This window comes from uncultured Pseudokineococcus sp., assembly GCF_947495735.1.
Taxonomy (GTDB): domain Bacteria; phylum Actinomycetota; class Actinomycetes; order Actinomycetales; family Quadrisphaeraceae; genus Pseudokineococcus.
Genome location: NZ_CANMAA010000002.1, coordinates 98,414 through 113,628, shown reverse-complemented (window position 1 = coordinate 113,628; position 15,215 = coordinate 98,414). Strand labels below are relative to the sequence as shown.

General features: G+C 76.6%; 16 protein-coding genes. 9 read left to right on the top strand and 7 right to left on the bottom strand.

All coding sequences use genetic code 11. The annotated features are described in order from the left end of the window. Positions 1 to 73 precede the first annotated feature (73 nt). Positions 74 to 592, top strand: coding sequence for a transcriptional regulator NrdR (gene nrdR, locus Q0848_RS03470; RefSeq protein WP_299034847.1), 519 nt, complete (start codon positions 74 to 76; stop codon positions 590 to 592). A 114-nt stretch (positions 593 to 706) separates the two neighbouring features. Continuing rightward, on the top strand, positions 707 to 3,592 hold the full coding sequence (locus tag Q0848_RS03465) for a vitamin B12-dependent ribonucleotide reductase (RefSeq protein WP_299034844.1): 2,886 nt from the start codon (positions 707 to 709) through the stop codon (positions 3,590 to 3,592). A gap of 82 nt (positions 3,593 to 3,674) precedes the next feature. Here the strand turns inward: Q0848_RS03465 and Q0848_RS03460 are convergent, their stop codons facing one another. Next, on the bottom strand, positions 3,675 to 4,715 hold the full coding sequence (locus Q0848_RS03460; RefSeq protein ID WP_299034840.1) for an alpha/beta hydrolase: 1,041 nt from the start codon (positions 4,713 to 4,715) through the stop codon (positions 3,675 to 3,677). 216 nt (positions 4,716 to 4,931) lie between these two features. Here Q0848_RS03460 and Q0848_RS03455 point away from each other — a divergent pair, with 216 nt between their 5' ends. Both Q0848_RS03455 and Q0848_RS03450 read left to right on the top strand, forming a co-directional pair. After that, positions 4,932 to 5,393, top strand: coding sequence for a very short patch repair endonuclease (locus tag Q0848_RS03455; RefSeq protein ID WP_366146409.1), 462 nt, complete (start codon positions 4,932 to 4,934; stop codon positions 5,391 to 5,393). Continuing rightward, positions 5,390 to 6,646: an MFS transporter gene (locus Q0848_RS03450; RefSeq protein WP_299034834.1), complete on the top strand. Its 1,257-nt coding sequence runs from the start codon at positions 5,390 to 5,392 to the stop codon at positions 6,644 to 6,646. The genes Q0848_RS03455 and Q0848_RS03450 overlap by 4 nt, the downstream gene beginning before the upstream one ends. A 40-nt stretch (positions 6,647 to 6,686) precedes the next feature. On the opposite strand, the gene Q0848_RS03445 is transcribed toward Q0848_RS03450, so the two are convergent. From Q0848_RS03445 to Q0848_RS03430, 4 genes are all read right to left on the bottom strand, one after another. Beyond that, complete coding sequence (locus Q0848_RS03445) at positions 6,687 to 7,172, bottom strand: GNAT family N-acetyltransferase (protein ID WP_366146408.1); 486 nt, start codon at positions 7,170 to 7,172, stop codon at positions 6,687 to 6,689. A 78-nt stretch (positions 7,173 to 7,250) separates the two neighbouring features. Beyond that, positions 7,251 to 8,606 (bottom strand): saccharopine dehydrogenase NADP-binding domain-containing protein, encoded by a 1,356-nt coding sequence (locus tag Q0848_RS03440; protein ID WP_299034830.1) that lies wholly within the window; start codon positions 8,604 to 8,606, stop codon positions 7,251 to 7,253. Then, positions 8,603 to 8,860, bottom strand: coding sequence for a hypothetical protein (locus tag Q0848_RS03435; RefSeq protein ID WP_299034828.1), 258 nt, complete (start codon positions 8,858 to 8,860; stop codon positions 8,603 to 8,605). The genes Q0848_RS03440 and Q0848_RS03435 overlap by 4 nt, the downstream gene beginning before the upstream one ends. Positions 8,861 to 8,917: 57 nt before the next feature. After that, positions 8,918 to 9,937, bottom strand: coding sequence for a hypothetical protein (locus tag Q0848_RS03430; protein WP_299034826.1), 1,020 nt, complete (start codon positions 9,935 to 9,937; stop codon positions 8,918 to 8,920). Positions 9,938 to 10,126: 189 nt separating this feature from the next. On the opposite strand from Q0848_RS03430, the gene Q0848_RS03425 reads away from it, so the two are divergent. The 3 genes from Q0848_RS03425 to Q0848_RS03415 all read left to right on the top strand — a co-directional run bounded on the left by Q0848_RS03425 (position 10,127) and on the right by Q0848_RS03415 (position 11,584). Continuing rightward, positions 10,127 to 10,918: a DNA/RNA non-specific endonuclease gene (locus Q0848_RS03425; RefSeq protein ID WP_299034823.1), complete on the top strand. Its 792-nt coding sequence runs from the start codon at positions 10,127 to 10,129 to the stop codon at positions 10,916 to 10,918. Continuing rightward, positions 10,891 to 11,046, top strand: a complete 156-nt coding sequence (locus Q0848_RS03420) for a hypothetical protein (RefSeq protein WP_299034820.1) — start codon at positions 10,891 to 10,893, stop codon at positions 11,044 to 11,046. The genes Q0848_RS03425 and Q0848_RS03420 overlap by 28 nt, the downstream gene beginning before the upstream one ends. Before the next feature lie 241 nt (positions 11,047 to 11,287). Beyond that, positions 11,288 to 11,584: a DUF1540 domain-containing protein gene (locus Q0848_RS03415; protein WP_299034817.1), complete on the top strand. Its 297-nt coding sequence runs from the start codon at positions 11,288 to 11,290 to the stop codon at positions 11,582 to 11,584. A 146-nt stretch (positions 11,585 to 11,730) separates the two neighbouring features. Here Q0848_RS03415 and Q0848_RS03410 read toward each other — a convergent pair whose 3' ends face one another. Beyond that, complete coding sequence (locus tag Q0848_RS03410) at positions 11,731 to 12,162, bottom strand: ATP-binding protein (protein WP_299034814.1); 432 nt, start codon at positions 12,160 to 12,162, stop codon at positions 11,731 to 11,733. A gap of 211 nt (positions 12,163 to 12,373) precedes the next feature. On the opposite strand from Q0848_RS03410, the gene Q0848_RS03405 reads away from it, so the two are divergent. Next, a complete protein-coding gene (locus Q0848_RS03405; RefSeq protein WP_299034811.1) occupies positions 12,374 to 13,552 on the top strand; it encodes a glycerophosphodiester phosphodiesterase family protein in 1,179 nt (392 codons plus the stop codon). Between the two features lie 196 nt (positions 13,553 to 13,748). Beyond that, complete coding sequence (locus Q0848_RS03400) at positions 13,749 to 14,570, top strand: NAD-dependent protein deacetylase (protein WP_366146407.1); 822 nt, start codon at positions 13,749 to 13,751, stop codon at positions 14,568 to 14,570. Here the strand turns inward: Q0848_RS03400 and Q0848_RS03395 are convergent. Continuing rightward, the gene (locus Q0848_RS03395; protein WP_299034805.1) at positions 14,554 to 15,102 is read right to left on the bottom strand and encodes a 2'-5' RNA ligase family protein; all 549 of its coding nucleotides are present in this window, start codon (positions 15,100 to 15,102) and stop codon (positions 14,554 to 14,556) included. The genes Q0848_RS03400 and Q0848_RS03395 overlap by 17 nt on opposite strands. Positions 15,103 to 15,215: the final 113 nt, after the last annotated feature.

Sequence of the window (15,215 nt, the reverse complement as noted above, 5' to 3'; positions counted from 1 at the left end):
AGAGGCCGGGCCGCGGTGCCCGCGCGCGTGCGCAGGTCCGCCCCGGTGCGCCGGGCGCGGGAGGAGGCGCGTCGTGCACTGCCCCTTCTGCCGGCACCCCGACTCGCGGGTCGTCGACTCGCGTGCCACCGACGACGGCACGGCCATCCGTCGGCGTCGCCAGTGCCCGCAGTGCGGGCGTCGCTTCACCACCATGGAGGCCGCCAGCCTCACCGTCGTCAAGCGGTCGGGCACCACCGAGCCGTTCAGCCGCGAGAAGGTCCTCTCCGGGGTCCGCAAGGCCTGCCAGGGCCGACCGGTGACCGAGGACCGCCTGGCGCTGCTGGCGCAGCAGGTCGAGGAGTCGATCCGGACCGCCGGGGCGGCGGAGGTCGAGGCCCACGAGGTGGGGGTGGCGGTGCTCGAGCCGCTCCGCCAGCTCGACGAGGTCGCCTACCTGCGCTTCGCGTCCGTCTACCAGGCCTTCGACACCCTGGACGACTTCGCGGCCGCCATCGCGGTGCTGCGCGCCGAGCGCGACGCCGCCGGGGCCGCCCCGGACGACCACGCCCCCGAGGTGCCCGACCGGCCGACAGCCGACCAGGCGACCTGACCGCCACGGAAGCGCGGCGCCCCCACCAGGCCCCGCAGCCCTCCCAGAACTCGATGCACCCGGGCTCCCCCGAGGAGCCCCGACCGACGAGCCCCAGCGATGGAAGAAGGACCCATGACCGAGACGACGCCGCGCCCCCGCTCCGCCCGCAAGGGCGGAGGCCGGGGCAAGGGCCTGACGGTCGAGCGGCTGTTCACGACCGCCGGGAGCCACCCCTACGACGAGGTGGAGTGGGAGCGCCGCGACGTCGTCCAGACCAACTGGAGGACCGGCGCCACGATCTTCGAGCAGCGCGGCGTGGAGTACCCCGCCACCTGGAGCGCGAACGCCTCCACCATCGTCACGACGAAGTACTTCCGCGGCGCCGTCGGCAGCGACGACCGCGAGACGTCGCTGCGCCAGCTCATCGACCGGGTCGTGCTCACCTACGGCCGCGCAGGTCGCGAGAACGGCTACTTCGCGAGCGAGGCCGACGCCGAGGTCTTCGAGCACGAGCTCACGTGGATGCTGCTGCACCAGGTGTTCTCGTTCAACAGCCCCGTGTGGTTCAACGTCGGCACCTCGAGCCCGCAGCAGGTCTCGGCCTGCTTCATCCTCTCGGTCGACGACTCGATGGACTCGATCCTCAACTGGTACCGCGAGGAGGGGATGATCTTCAAGGGCGGGTCCGGTGCGGGCCTGAACCTCTCCCGCATCCGCTCGTCCAAGGAGCTGCTGCGCGGCTCCGGCGGCACGGCCTCCGGGCCCGTCTCCTTCATGCGCGGCGCCGACGCCTCGGCCGGGACCATCAAGTCCGGCGGCGCCACGCGCCGGGCCGCGAAGATGGTCGTCCTCGACGTCGACCACCCCGACATCGCCGAGTTCGTCCAGACGAAGGCGCGCGAGGAGGACAAGATCCGCGCGCTGCGCGACGCCGGCTTCGACATGGACCTCGGCGGCGAGGACATCACCTCGGTGCAGTACCAGAACGCCAACAACTCGGTCCGCGTGAGCGACGAGTTCATGCGCGCCGTCGAGGAGGGCCGGCCCTTCGGGCTGCGCGCGCGCACCACGGGCGAGGTCGTCGAGGAGGTGGACGCGCGCGAGCTGTGGTCCTCCATCGCCGAGGCCGCCTGGGCGTGCGCCGACCCGGGCCTGCAGTACGACGACACCATCAACGACTGGCACACCTCCCCGGAGTCCGGGCGCATCAACGCCTCGAACCCGTGCTCGGAGTACATGCACCTGGACAACTCCAGCTGCAACCTGGCCAGCCTCAACCTGCTGGTCTTCCTGCGCGAGGACGGCTCCTTCGACGCCGAGCGCTTCGCCCGCTCGGTCGAGCTGGTCATCACCGCGATGGACATCTCCATCTGCTTCGCCGACTTCCCCACCGAGGCCATCGGCGAGACGACCCGCGCCTACCGCCAGCTCGGCATCGGCTACGCCAACCTGGGCGCCCTGCTGATGGCCTCGGGCCTGGCGTACGACTCCGACGGCGGGCGGGCGCTGGCGGCGTCCATCACCTCGCTGATGACGGGGGCGGCGTACAAGCGCTCCGCCGAGCTCGCCGGCGTGGTCGGCCCCTACGAGGGGTACGCCCGCAACGCCGAGGGCCACCAGCGCATCATGCGCAAGCACGCCGCGGCCAACGACGAGATCCGGACGCTGCACGGCACCGACGCCGACGTGCACCGCCTCGCCACGCGCACCTGGGCCGAGGGCAACGAGATCGGCGCGGCCAACGGCTGGCGCAACAGCCAGGCCAGCGTCCTGGCGCCCACCGGGACCATCGGCTTCATGATGGACTGCGACACGACCGGTATCGAGCCCGACTTCTCCCTCGTGAAGTTCAAGAAGCTCGTCGGCGGCGGGTCCATGCAGATCGTCAACCAGACGATCCCGCGCGCCCTGCTCGCCTTCGGCTACGCCGAGGAGACCGTCGAGGCGATCGTCGAGCACATCGCCCAGAACGGGCACGTGATCGACGCCCCGGGCCTGCGCCCGGAGCACTACGAGGTCTTCGACTGCGCCATCGGCACCCGGGCCATCCGCCCGATGGGGCACATCCGGATGATGGCGGCCTGCCAGCCGTTCCTGTCCGGCGCCATCTCCAAGACCGTGAACCTGCCGGAGACCGCGACGGTGGAGGAGGTCCAGGACGCCTACTTCCAGTCGTGGAAGCTCGGCCTCAAGGCGGTCGCGCTCTACCGCGACAACTGCAAGGTCGGCCAGCCCCTCGGGGACGGCAAGGCGGCCAAGGCGGACGAGGTCGTCGAGGTCGCGGCTCCGGTCGTCGAGTACCGCCCGACGCGCCGCCGCCTGCCCAAGTCGCGACCGTCCATCACGACGTCCTTCTCCGTGGGCGGCGCCGAGGGCTACCTGACGGCGGGCTCCTACCCCGACGCCGGCCTCGGTGAGGTCTTCCTCAAGCTCGGCAAGCAGGGGTCGACGCTCGCCGGGGTCATGGACGCCTTCTCCATCGCCATCTCGGTGGCGCTGCAGTACGGGGTGCCGCTGGAGACCTACGTCGAGAAGTTCACGAACATGCGCTTCGAGCCCGCCGGCCTGACCGACGACCCGGACGTGCGCATGAGCCAGTCGGTCATGGACTACATGTTCCGGCGCCTGGCCCTGGACCACCTGCCGTTCGAGACGCGCGCGGGCCTCGGCATCCACACGGCGGACGAGCGGGCCCGCCACCTGGAGACGGGCTCGTACACGCCCACCGACGACCAGGACGACTTCGACGCCGTCTCGCACTCGGTGGACACCACGCGCGCGGCGAGCTCGTCGTCGCCCGCCCCGGTGGCCTCTGCGCCGCCGGAGATCACCGAGTCCGGGGCGGGTGCGGCCTCGGCCCGGAAGGCGCCCGTGGAGGTCCACTCCTCGAGCGAGCTGATGGAGTCCCTGGGGACGGCCACGGACGCGCCGATGTGCTTCACCTGCGGCACGAAGATGCGTCCCGCCGGCAGCTGCTACGTCTGCGAGGGCTGCGGCAGCACCTCCGGCTGCAGCTGAGGCCGCCCGACAGGTCGCCCCGGTCCCCGAGGGGGCCGGGGCGACGTGCGTCCTCAGGGCGGCTCGGACGGTCCGCGGTGGCTCAGCCGGCGCTCGTCGGTGCGCCCAGGGCGCGTCCGAGGGCCCGGGTCGCGCTCTCGCGCAGCGCGGCGACCGGCGGGGCGTCCGCGGCGAGGGACCAGGCGCCGTGGTACATGCCCGGCACGACCTCGAGCCGGCACGGCACCCCCGCTGCCTCCAGGCGGTGGGCGTAGGCGACGTCCTCGTCGCGGAAGAGGTCGGGCGTCCCGACGCCGATCCACGCCGGCGGGAGACCGGAGAGGTCCTCGCGCCGGGCGGCTACCGCGTACGGGCGGTCCTCGCCGTCCTCCACCGGGTGCCCGAGGTAGGCGCCCCAGGCGACGCGGTTGCTCTGCGGCGTCCACACGAGCGTGCGCGAGCGCCCGCGGTCGAGGGCGGTGCGGTCGTCGAGCATGGGGTAGACGAGGAGCTGGAACGCCACCGGCGAGCCGGTGTCGCGGGCCTGCTGCGCCAGCGCGGCCGCGAGGCCCCCGCCGGCGCTCTCCCCGCCGACCGCCACGCGGCGGGGGTCCACGCCCAGGTCGCCGGACCTCTCCTGCAGCCAGCGCAGGACCCCCCGGGCGTCGTCCAGCCCGGCGGGGAAGGGGCGCGCCGGGGCGAGGGAGTACCGCACGCTCACCACGAGGACGCCGAGGTCGCGGGCGACGCGGCTGCAGGTGCCGTGGTCCATCACCGGATGGCCGAGCACGTAGCCGCCGCCGTGCATCCAGAGCAGGGCCCCCGAGGGCCGGGTCCGCCCGACGGGCTCGTAGACCCAGACCTCGACCGGGTCCCGACCGCCGGCGCCCGGCACGGACCGGCGCTCGACGACGACGCCGTCCACCACCGGCGCCGCGGGCACCGGGAGGGAGGAGACCAGCGCCAGCAGCGGGGGAGGGGGCAGGACGAACGACACGAGCATCGCCGCGCGCCGCAGCTCCGGGGGCACGTCGCGGAGCGCACGGGCCTGCTCCCACGTCGCGCGACCGGCGGCCGAGGCGGCCAGGGCGGCGGCCGCAGCGGCGGCGCGCCGCCGCTGCGCTGTCGTCGGGGAGCGCTCCACGGCGGCGACCGTAGACGGTCCGCCCGGCCTGCTCCCCGGGCGCCTGCCCCGCGATGCCTGCCCCGGGATGCCTGCCCCGGGGCGACGCTCCACGCGCTGTCGGTGGTCGGTGCTCGGATGACCGCCGTGGACGCCGCCGCCGCCCGACCGGTCGGGTACCGCACGCAGGTCCTCCCGGCGGCGCCGCCGCCCTCCAGCCCCGCGGCGCGGCGCACGATGCGGGCGAACCGGCGGCGCGACACCCGCTGCGAGGTGGCGCTGCGGCGCGAGCTGCACCGGCGCGGTCTGCGCTTCGTCGTGGACGCCGCCCCGCCGGGCACCAACCGCCGGCGTCGGGCCGACGTCCTGCTGCGCGGCGAGCGCGTCGCCCTCTTCGTCGACGGGTGCTTCTGGCACTCCTGCCCCCAGCACCTCCACCTGCCGCGCGCGAACCGTGAGTGGTGGCGGCAGAAGCTGGCGAGCGTGGTGGCGCGCGACCGCGACACCGACCTCGGCCTCCAGGCCGCGGGCTGGCTGCCGCTGCGCGTCTGGGAGCACGAGCCTGCGCAGGTCGCCGCCGCCCGCGTGCTCGCGGTGCTGCGGCACCGCGAGGCGAGCGGGCGCACCGGTCCGCTGGAGGCGGCCTGCGCCCGGCTCCGTGCGTCCGGGGCGGCCCCGTGCCGCACAGTGGACCCGTGACGAGCGGCAGCCCGGGGCGCACCAGCGGGACGACGGACGCCGTGGCCCCCGCGCAGGTCGCCCGGCTGGTCGGCGCCGCGCTGGTGTTCGGGCTGGTGATGGCGGGGGCGACCCTGCCGACGGCGCTCTACGGGCGCTACCAGGAGGAGCTCGGCTTCGGCCCCCTCGTGCAGACGACGCTCTTCGCCTCCTACGCCGTCGGCGTCCTGGTGGCGCTGGTCGTCCTCGGCGAGCTGTCCGACCGGGTGGGGCGCCGACCGCTCCTGCTCCTCGGCATCGGGGCGGCCGCGCTCAGCGGCGTCTGCTTCCTGGTCGCCGACGGCCTGGCGCTGCTGTTCGCCGGGCGGCTCCTCTCGGGCCTGTCCGCGGGGATCTTCACGGGGACGGCCACGGCCGCGGTCGTCGAGGTCGCCCCTCGCCCCTGGTCGCGAGCGGCGACGTCGGCCGCCACCGCCGTCAACGTGCTCGGCCTCGGTCTGGGGCCGGTGGCCTCCGCCGTGGTCGCCGAGGCCTCGCTGGCACCGCTGCGGGCGCCGTACCTCGTGCACCTCCTGCTGCTCGTCCCCGCGGCCCTGGTGACGTGGTGGCAGCCGGAGACCGCCGGGTCGCAGCGCCCGGCGGGCAGCGCGCGGGGCCGTGCCCCCGTGGCGGCGTGGCGGCCGCACCTGCTGCGGCCGTCGGTGCCGCCGCCCGTCCGCCGGGCCTTCGTCCCCGCGGCCACGGCCGGGTTCGCCGGCTTCGCCGTCTTCGGTCTCTTCACGGCGGTCGCGCCGCGGCTGGTCGTCGAGGGGCTCGGCGTCCGGGACGTCGTCGTCGCCAACGCGCTCGTGGGCCTGCCCTTCCTGGCGTCCGTCGTGGCGCAGGTGGCCACCGGGCCCGTCTCCGCGCGCCGGGCGCTGCCCTCCGGCAGCGCGGTGCTGGCCGTCGGCGCCGCGCTGCTCGTCGCCGGCCTGGCGACCGAGCACCTCGCCGTGTTCGTCACGGCGGCGGTCCTGCTCGGGCTCGGGCACGGCACCGCCTTCCGGGCCGGCGTCGCGTCCGTGCGCGCGGCCGCCCCGCCGGGCCAGACCGGGGAGGTGGTGTCCACCCTGTTCGTCGTCCTCTACGTGGCCATCTCGCTGCCCGTCGTGGCGGTGGGCGCCCTCGCGCTGGCCACCGACCTCAGCACCGCCGCCGAGGTGCTCGGCGCCGCGGTCGGCCTGCTCGCCGTGGCCGCACTGCTGGTGCTGCGTCGGCGGCCGCTGGAAGAGTGAGCCGGCGGCGCGAGGGGGGCGCCCGAGGCGCCGGGGCGCGTCAGAGCGGGCGGTGCATCACGTGCAGGCCGACGAGCCCGTGCGCGCGGGAGTCGAACGCCTCCGGCACGGTGCCGACGACGTCGAAGCCCAGGGAGCGCCACAGCGCGACCGCCCGCACGTTGGTCTCGACGACGGCGTTGAACTGCACGGCGCGGTAGTCCTCGGCGGCGAGCCGGGCGAGCACCTGCTCCCCGAGCGCCCGACCGACCCCGCGGCCGGAGGAGCCCGGCGCCACCATGAAACTCGCCGTGCCGACGTGCGCGCCGCGTCCCGGCCGGTTGGGGCCGGCCTTGGCCGTCCCCACCACCTTCCCGTCCAACAGCGCGACGAGCGCCCACCCCGGGGCCGGCTCGAGCCACAGGCCCTGCGCCTCGGTCGAGGTCAGCTCGTCCGGGTAGGCGTAGGTCTCCCCGGCCTCCACGACGGCCCGGAAGATCGGCTCGATCGCCGGCCAGTCCTCAGCGGTCGCCGTCCTGAGGGCCAGGTCGGCCTCCGGACGTCCGGCACCGCCCGCGCGCACTCCAGCCCCCACGCCCGGCACGGTAGCGGCCGACGACCCGGCTCAGTCCTCGCGCAGCACGAGCCCGGCGGCGGCGAGCGCGGGCAGGCCCTCCAGGCCCACCGCGAGCGCGGGCGTCAGGTGCCCCGTGCGGGGCGGGTCGTCGGCGCTGGCGGCCAGCAGCAGCCCGACCTCGGCCACCATCCGCGCCGTCGCCCGGTACCCGGGGTGACCCACGCCGTCCAGGACGGCCGACGCCCGGGCGCCGGAGCGGGTCAGGGCGTCGGCGCGCACGCTCCACGTCCACCCGTCGAGGACCTCGCCCCGCGGGCCGGTGCCCGAGCCTGGGAGCACCCTCGCCAGCGCGCTCGCGACCCGCGCCCGGACGGGGGACGGCAGCCGGGTCAGGCCCAGCACGGCCCGCTGGAGCGCGGCGGACGCGGTCGCCGCCAGGAGGGCCAGCGCGCCCACCGGCAGGCGCGCGGGACCAATGTCCATGCCCTCGGCCAGCGCGGCGGGGGAGTGCGGCACCCCCCGCTCGGCGGCCAGCAGCGCTGCGGTGCGGTGCAGGACGGGGGGGTCGATGAACCCCGCGGGCACGAGGGGGCCGAGCACGCGACCGCGGACCACGCGCGGCCGCAGCGACAGCGGGCTCGTCCGCCGCACCCGCCGGGCGGCGCGCTCGTCCGGGACGAGCGCGGCCGGGTCGCCGGCGGCGCGCGCGTCGTCGTCGGCGAGGACCTCCGCGATGCTCTGCAGCGTGCCTCCCGAGACGGCGTCGGACAGACCCATCCGCCGGCGCGGCGGCCTGGCCGTCGTGGTGACCGAGACGGCCACGACCGGCCCGCCGGCGCCCGGTCCGTCCCCGAGCGCGCCCGCGGTGCCGTCGGAGGCGGCGGAGGCGTCGGTCCGGGCGGCCCGGGAGCAGGCGACCAGGACCGCGAGGTCGGCGGGGAGCGCCTCGTAGCCGCTGACCTGCACGACGCGGACGCCCGCGCGCCGTGCCGGCTCGTGCCAGGCCCGCACCGAGCGGGCGACGGCCGGGATCTCACCGCTGAGGTCGACGTAGGAGGCGCCGCCCCGCACGCACGCCTCGATGACGGCGTCCGCCGTGGTCGAGTAGGGCCCGGCGAGGTCGAGCAGCACGCGCGTGCGACGAGCGGCGCGCTCGAGCGCCGCGCCGTCCTGGAGGTCGACGACGACCGAGGGCACGTGCGGCACCCCGAGCTGGGTGAGCAGCATCGCGAGCTTGTCCGGGCTGCGCCCCGCGACGGCCCAGCGGACGCCGGTGAGGGCGGCGCGCTCGGCCAGCTGCTGGGCCACCAGGCGCCCGGTGAAGCCGGTGGCCCCGAGCACCAGCACGTCGAGGTCCCGCACCCCGTCGGAGGCCCCGTCGCGCGGGGACGCGCCGTCGCTCATCGCGCGGCTCGCGTCGCGGTGATGGCTCCCACGACGTCCACCTGCACGGGCACGCCGTCCACCTCGGCGGGCAGCTCGGGCCGGTCGTCGTCGGCGACGACGTTGACGCGCACCGCGTAGGCCTGCGCCCGCCGGACCACCCCGACCCCGTTGACGCGCCGGTCACCGGCCAGGCTCGAGGCGAGGCGGGTCTTGGCGGCGCGAGCGGCGTCCCGGCTGGCGCCGGGCCCGCCGTCGGGGGGCGTCTGGCTCATCCGGGCAGTGTGCACCGCCGCACGCCCCCGCACCACGGGCGCGGACCGGAGGCGGTCTCAGCCGAGCAGGCGCGCCCCCAGCGCCTCCAGCACGCGGTCCACCGGGTTGCAGAAGGTGAGCCCGGTGCCGGCCGGTCCGCCGCGCTCGCTGCCGGCGAAGAGCAGGCCCACCGCGGCGCGGGCGACCGGGTCGTAGACGAGCGAGCCGCTGTCACCGCCGGCCGAGAAGGCCCCCGCGGAGCCCGTCACCTCGATCTGGTCGTCGAACACGACGGCGCCGCCGGGGTAGCCGACCGCCACGCCGTCGAGCTCGACGGCGGTGACGACGCCGCGCGTGAGACCGGTCGTGCGCCCGACCTTCTCGACGACCAGGTCGTCGTCGGCGGGAGCGGTCGTGGCGATGGCCCCGACCGGGTACAGCGCCTCGACGTCGACGTCGTCGGCCAGCCGCGCGAGGGCGGCGTCGGCGACGTTCGGCGTCGCCAGCTGCAGGGGGAGCGCCACGGCGAGGTCGCCGACCACGTCGGCCGCCGTGCCGCCGTCGGCGCTGCCGGGCTGCAGCACCTCCGAGCCGGGCGCAGCGCGGTCGGAGTCGGCCAGCACGTGGTTGTTCGACAGCACGTACCGCCGCTCGTCGCCCGCGAGCACCACGAAGGCGCCGATCGTGCCGGCCGTGACGGCGCGCTGGGCCACCGAGAGGCCGGGACGCAGCGGCCGCTCGCGCTGCTGGAGCACCTCGGCCGCCCAGCGACCGGGCTCCTCCGGGGTGGGGGTGCCGGCGAGCGCGCGCTCGACCGCGGGCGGCGCGCCGGGGTCGAGCCGCTGGGCCCGGCCGACCAGGGCGCGGACGGCACCGACGTCCAGCACGTCGGCGTCCTCGCCCGCCAGCTCGCGCGCCCGGGCGCCCAGCTCGGCGCCCGCGCTGCCGTCGTGGCGCACGGCGAGCCCGTACCGACCGCCGCCGTACACGCGCACCCCCACGACGAGGCCGCCCGCCGGCGCGGCGGCCGCGGCCTGGGCGGTGGCTGCCGTCCGCAGCAGCTCCCGCTTGCTCTCCCGCGCTGCCTGGATGTCCACGGACCCTCCTCGTGCACCGCGCCACCCTCAGGGGTGGTGACGGTGCGTCTGTGCTCGTCACTGGTCGACGTCGGAAGTCTGGACCCGACCGCCGACGAGAGCGGCGCGCCGCCGTGGACGCGCGCGTCGAGGGCCGGCCCCCGGCGCTCGTCCACCCCGGCCGTCGGTGGTCCGTGCTGTGCTCGCGGCGTGGACGACGAGAGCGAGGCGACCTCCCGCGGCGCCGGCGAGCCGGGCCGGCGGCCGCCGCAGCCCGACGGCTACGACCCCGCCTTCCTCGGGGTGGCCGTGCCGCTGCCACGACCGGAGGAGCCGGTTGCGCGCGAGCGCCTCGTGGAGCTGCCCAGCACGCACTTCACCGTGCTCCTGGACCCGCGGCGACGGCTCGCCGCGGCGACGGCCGTGGTCGTCGACGGGGCGCAGCTGCGCGACCTGCGGCGCTCGGGCGACTGGCGGCTCGACCCGCGCGTGCCCGAGGAGGCGCAGGCGGGCCCGGAGCTGTACGCCCGCAACGACCTGGACCGGGGGCACCTCGTGCGCCGGAGCGACCCGGTGTGGGGCTCTGCCGAGGAGGCCGCCCGGGCGGAGGCCGACACCTCCACCTACCCCAACGCGGCGCCCCAGGCCTCGGCGTTCAACCAGTCGCGCGAGCTGTGGCTCGGTCTGGAGGACCACGTCCTGTCCCGCGCCGAGGTGCTCGACCTGCGGATGGCCGTGCTCACGGGTCCCGTCCTCGCGGCGGACGACCCGTCCTACCGGGGCGTCCAGGTGCCCTGGCTCTTCTGGAAGGTCGTCGCGTGGCGGCGGCCGGCCCCGACGGGCTGCACCTGGCCGCTGTCGCGCACGTCCTCGACCAGGCGCCGCAGCTGGGCTCCGTGGACCTGCAGGTCGCCGCTGCCCGCGCCGCGCTGGTCGACGAGCCGCCGCCGCTGGGGCCCTTCCGCACCTTCGCGGTGCCGGTCGAGGACGTCGCCGGGCTGACCGGGCTCGACCTCGGCCCGCTCGTCGCCGCGGACGTGCTGGTCCTGCCGGCGGGGGATCCCGCGCCGGGGCGGCGCGGCCGGTGGCGCGAGCTGGGGTCGCTGGACGAGGTGGCGCTCGGGCGCTGACGCGGCGCCGCGCGGGGCCGAGCCAGGTGGCGGCGCCCCCAGAACGGCCTGTCAGGTAGGAACGCCTTTCCTCAGGACATCGCGCGAGGTGAGGGATGCCTTTCCTGCTTCGCCTGTCGACAAAGCCCCGAGAAGCGCTCAAGAAAGGCTTCCCTTCGGTGCGCGCCCGGCATTCTGAGGGCTACGGTCGCCCCACTGCAGAGCGCTGCCGCCGAGGTGGCCGACCCCGAGGAGACCCCCCATGTCCCTGCTCGAGATGCCCCAGGTCAGCGAGTGCGCGGTCGACGGCTGCGCGTTCAACCACGACGGGTGCCACGCGCCCGCCATCACCGTCCGCAGCGAGCAGGGCACCGCGGGCTGCGGAACCTTCTTCGACATCTCGACGAAGGGCGGTCTGGACCGCGTCGTCGGTCAAGTGGGCGCGTGCGAGCGCACCGACTGCTCCTTCAACAAGGACCTCACCTGCACCGCGCAGTCGGTCCGGGTCGGCCCCGGGCACGACCTCCAGGCCAACTGCCTCACCTACACCGCGGGCTGACCCCGGCCCCCACCCGCCCAGACGCACGAGACCCCCGGCACGAGGTGCCGGGGGTCTCGTGCGTCTGGGCCGGGACGCCGCGCCGGGCGCGTCCGCGGGACGGGCGCCCGGGAGGTGCGCCCGGCAGGCGCGCCAGGGGAGGGGCGTCAGGGCGCGCTGAGGGCGAGCTCGAACCACACGGCCTTGCCGCCCCGCACGAGCCTGCTGCCCCACCGCGAGCTCAGCGCCTCGACGAGGACGAGCCCGCGCCCCCCGGACGCGTCGAGCCGGGGCACGCGCAGGGCCGGGGTCTGCGAGGAGTGGTCGGTCACCTCGACGCGCACGAGCCGACCCTCGATCTCGACGCGGACCACCACCTCGCCCCGCGCGTGCAGGACGGCGTTGGTGGTCAGCTCGCTGGTGAGCAGGACGGCGGTCTCCACCACCGACGGCGGGGCCACCGGCGACAGCAGCTGCGCGACGAGGGCGCGGGCCGCCGAGGCGCCCCGCGGGTGCGGCTCCAGGCGCAGCTCCTCGGTCGTGCCGGCGGGGGCCGGGACGCTCGGGGCACCGGTCGGGGTGCTGCTCGCCTCGCTCACCGGTGCAGCCTAGGCGCCGGAGGCGCTCCGCGGTCACCTGGACGACGGGCGCGCCGGTGCGGGCCGCGTCGCGGTGGCATCCGCGCTCCCCGGCCCGTCACCGAGCCGTCGCGGGCTCGTGGGTCTGCCGTCGCCGAGAAGTCCCGCGCCGCGGGACGGGCGAGCGCCATGATGAGGAGCGTCTGCACCGGTACGCCCCTGAGGAGCACGCATGTCCTGGAACCGCCTGGTCGTCAGCGCCGCCACCGTCGTCGCGCTGGCCGGCGCGAGCACACCCGCGCTGCAGCGCGTGGCCGTCGACGCGGCGGTGGACGAGACCCGTCCCGCCGTCGGGACGGCCACCGGTCGCGGCGAGGGCCGCGACGTCCCGCTCGTGCTGGCCCACCGCGGCGCCAGCGGCTACGCGCCCGAGCACACCGGGGCCGCCTACGAGATGGCGATCTCCATGGGCGCCGACTACATCGAGCCCGACCTCGTGCTGAGCCAGGACGGCGTCTTCTTCGTGCGGCACGAGAACGAGATCTCCGGCACCACGGACGTGGCCGACCGGCCCGAGTTCGCCGACCGGCGCACGACCAAGACGGTCGACGGGGTCGAGCTGACCGGGTGGTTCACCGAGGACTTCACCGCCGCGGAGCTCCGGACCCTGCGCGCCCGCGAGCGGCTGCCCGAGCTGCGCCCGGAGAACACGGCCTACGACGGCGTCGAGCCCGTCCCGACCCTGGCCGAGGTCGTCGAGCTCGCCCAGGCCGCGGGCGTCGGCGTCATCCCGGAGATGAAGCACCCCACGTACTTCGCGAGCATCGGGCTGCCCATGCCGCAGCGGCTCGTGGACGAGCTGGCCTCCTACGGGCTCGACGACGAGGACGACCCCGTCGTGGTGCAGTCCTTCGACGTCACCCCGCTCCAGGAGGTCGACGCGGTCAGCGACGTGCGCACCTCGCTCAACCTCGCCGGCCCGACGTCGGTGCCGCCGGACTACGCGGCGCAGGGGCGCCGGACGACCTACGGCGACCTCACCGGCTCGGGCCAGCTCCGCCGCCTGTCCCGCTTCGTCGACGTCATCGGCGCGGAGAAGGGGTACGTGATCCCCCGCGAGGCGGACGGGTCCCTCGGCGAGCCGACCGACCTCGTGGCGCGGGCGCACCGCGCCGGCCTGGAGGTGGCCGTCTACACGCTGCGCCGCGAGAACGCCTTCCTGCCGACCGACCTGCGCGGCGGGGACCCGGCGAGCCCTCTCTACGCGCGGGCGACCGGGGAGTCGGCGAAGGAGCACCGCGCCTTCTACGAGGCCGGGGTCGACGCCGTCTTCAGCGACAACCCCGACGTCGCGGTGGCCGCGCGCCACGAGACCTTCGCCGACTCCGATCCGGACGACCCCCGCCCCTGACCAGCCCGCCCCCGACCAGCCGGAGGGCCCGGCCGGAGAGTCCGCCGGCCGGGCCCGGACGTACCGTGGTGGCGTGCCGACGCCGCCGCCCGCGCAGCCGCTCGTGCGCCCGTCGCTGGCGCTGCGTCCGGCTCGGCCGCTGCCGGGCGAGCAGGCGCCCCCGGTGGTCCGCGACGTCGAGGAGTCGGCGCGGCAGCTGGCCGAGGTCGTCGGTCGCGGGGGAGCGCTCGTGCTCTCCGGGGCGGGGCTGTCCACCGACTCCGGCATCCCCGACTACCGCGGCCCGCAGGGCTCCCTGCGGCGGCACACCCCGATGACCTACCAGGCCTTCACCGGGGCCAGCGAGGACGGCCCGACGGCCCGGCAGCGCTACTGGGCGCGCAGCCACGTCGGCTGGCGCGTCATCGCGCGCTCGCGGCCGAACGAGGGCCACCGCGCCGTGGCGGCGCTGGAGGCGCTCGGGCTCGTGCGGGGCACGATCACCCAGAACGTCGACGGCCTGCACCAGGCCGGCGGCGCGCGCGACGTCGTGGAGCTGCACGGCAGCCTCGACCGCGTCGTCTGCCTCTCCTGCCGCGACGTCTCGCCGCGCGAGCGGCTCGACCGGCGCCTGCGCGAGGCCAACCCGGGCTTCGCGCCCGAGCCGCCGGCGGGCGAGGTCAACCCGGACGGCGACGTCGACCTGCCCGAGGCCGCGGTCGGCCGCTTCGTCGTCGTGCCCTGCGAGCGCTGCGGGGCCGGTCCGCTGAAGCCGGACGTCGTCTTCTTCGGCGAGACCGTGCCGCGGGCCCGGGTGGACGACTGCTTCGCGCGGGTCGACGCCGCCCGCAGCCTCGTCGTCCTGGGCTCGTCCCTCACGGTGATGTCGGGCTACCGCTTCGTGCTGCACGCCCGGCGCGCCGGCATCCCGGTCGCCGTCCTGACGCAGGGGCCCTCGCGCGCGGACGCCACCGCGACCCTGCGCCTCGACGCACCCCTGACGCCGGTCCTCACCTCGTTGGTCACCCGCCTGGGCTGAGCCCGCGCTCGTCCCGCCCGGCCACGAGGCGCACGGCCCGGGCGTCGCCGTCGAAGCGCCGCACCCCCGTCACGCTCGCGGTCAGGTCGGCGGGGCGGCCGAGGGCGGCCAGGGCCGCGGCCACCTGCTCGCCGCTCAGCCCGCGCGCCAGCGTCACGTGCGGCGTCCACGCTCCGGGCTCCACGAGCTCGCTGCGGTCGGGGCACCCGCGCACGACCTCGGCGGTGCGGGCGTGCAGGGCGAGCAGGTCGGGGGTCGCGACGAGCAGCCGGGCCAGCACGTGCCGGCGGCCGCCGAGGACGACGAGCGGGCCCAGCCGGACCGGCAGGGGCAGGTCTCCCGCGGCGTGGCGCAGCGGCTCGTCGAGGTCGTCCGGCAGGGCGCCGGCGACGGCGAGCGTGACGTGGGGGCGGTTCGTCTCCCCGGTGTGCCGGGCCTGGCTCGGCAGGTCCGCCTCGACCAGGGCCCGCCACTGGGCCAGCACGGCGTCCTCGGTCGCCGCGTCGAGCAGGAGCTCCGCCGTCTGCGCCACGCGCGCGATGGTGCCCCACGTCGTCGGAGCGCGCCGAGCGGCGTGACGCGCGGGCGCCGCCCGTGGTGGACTGGCGCTCCCGGCCCGCGCCGGGACGGCGACGACGGGGTCGG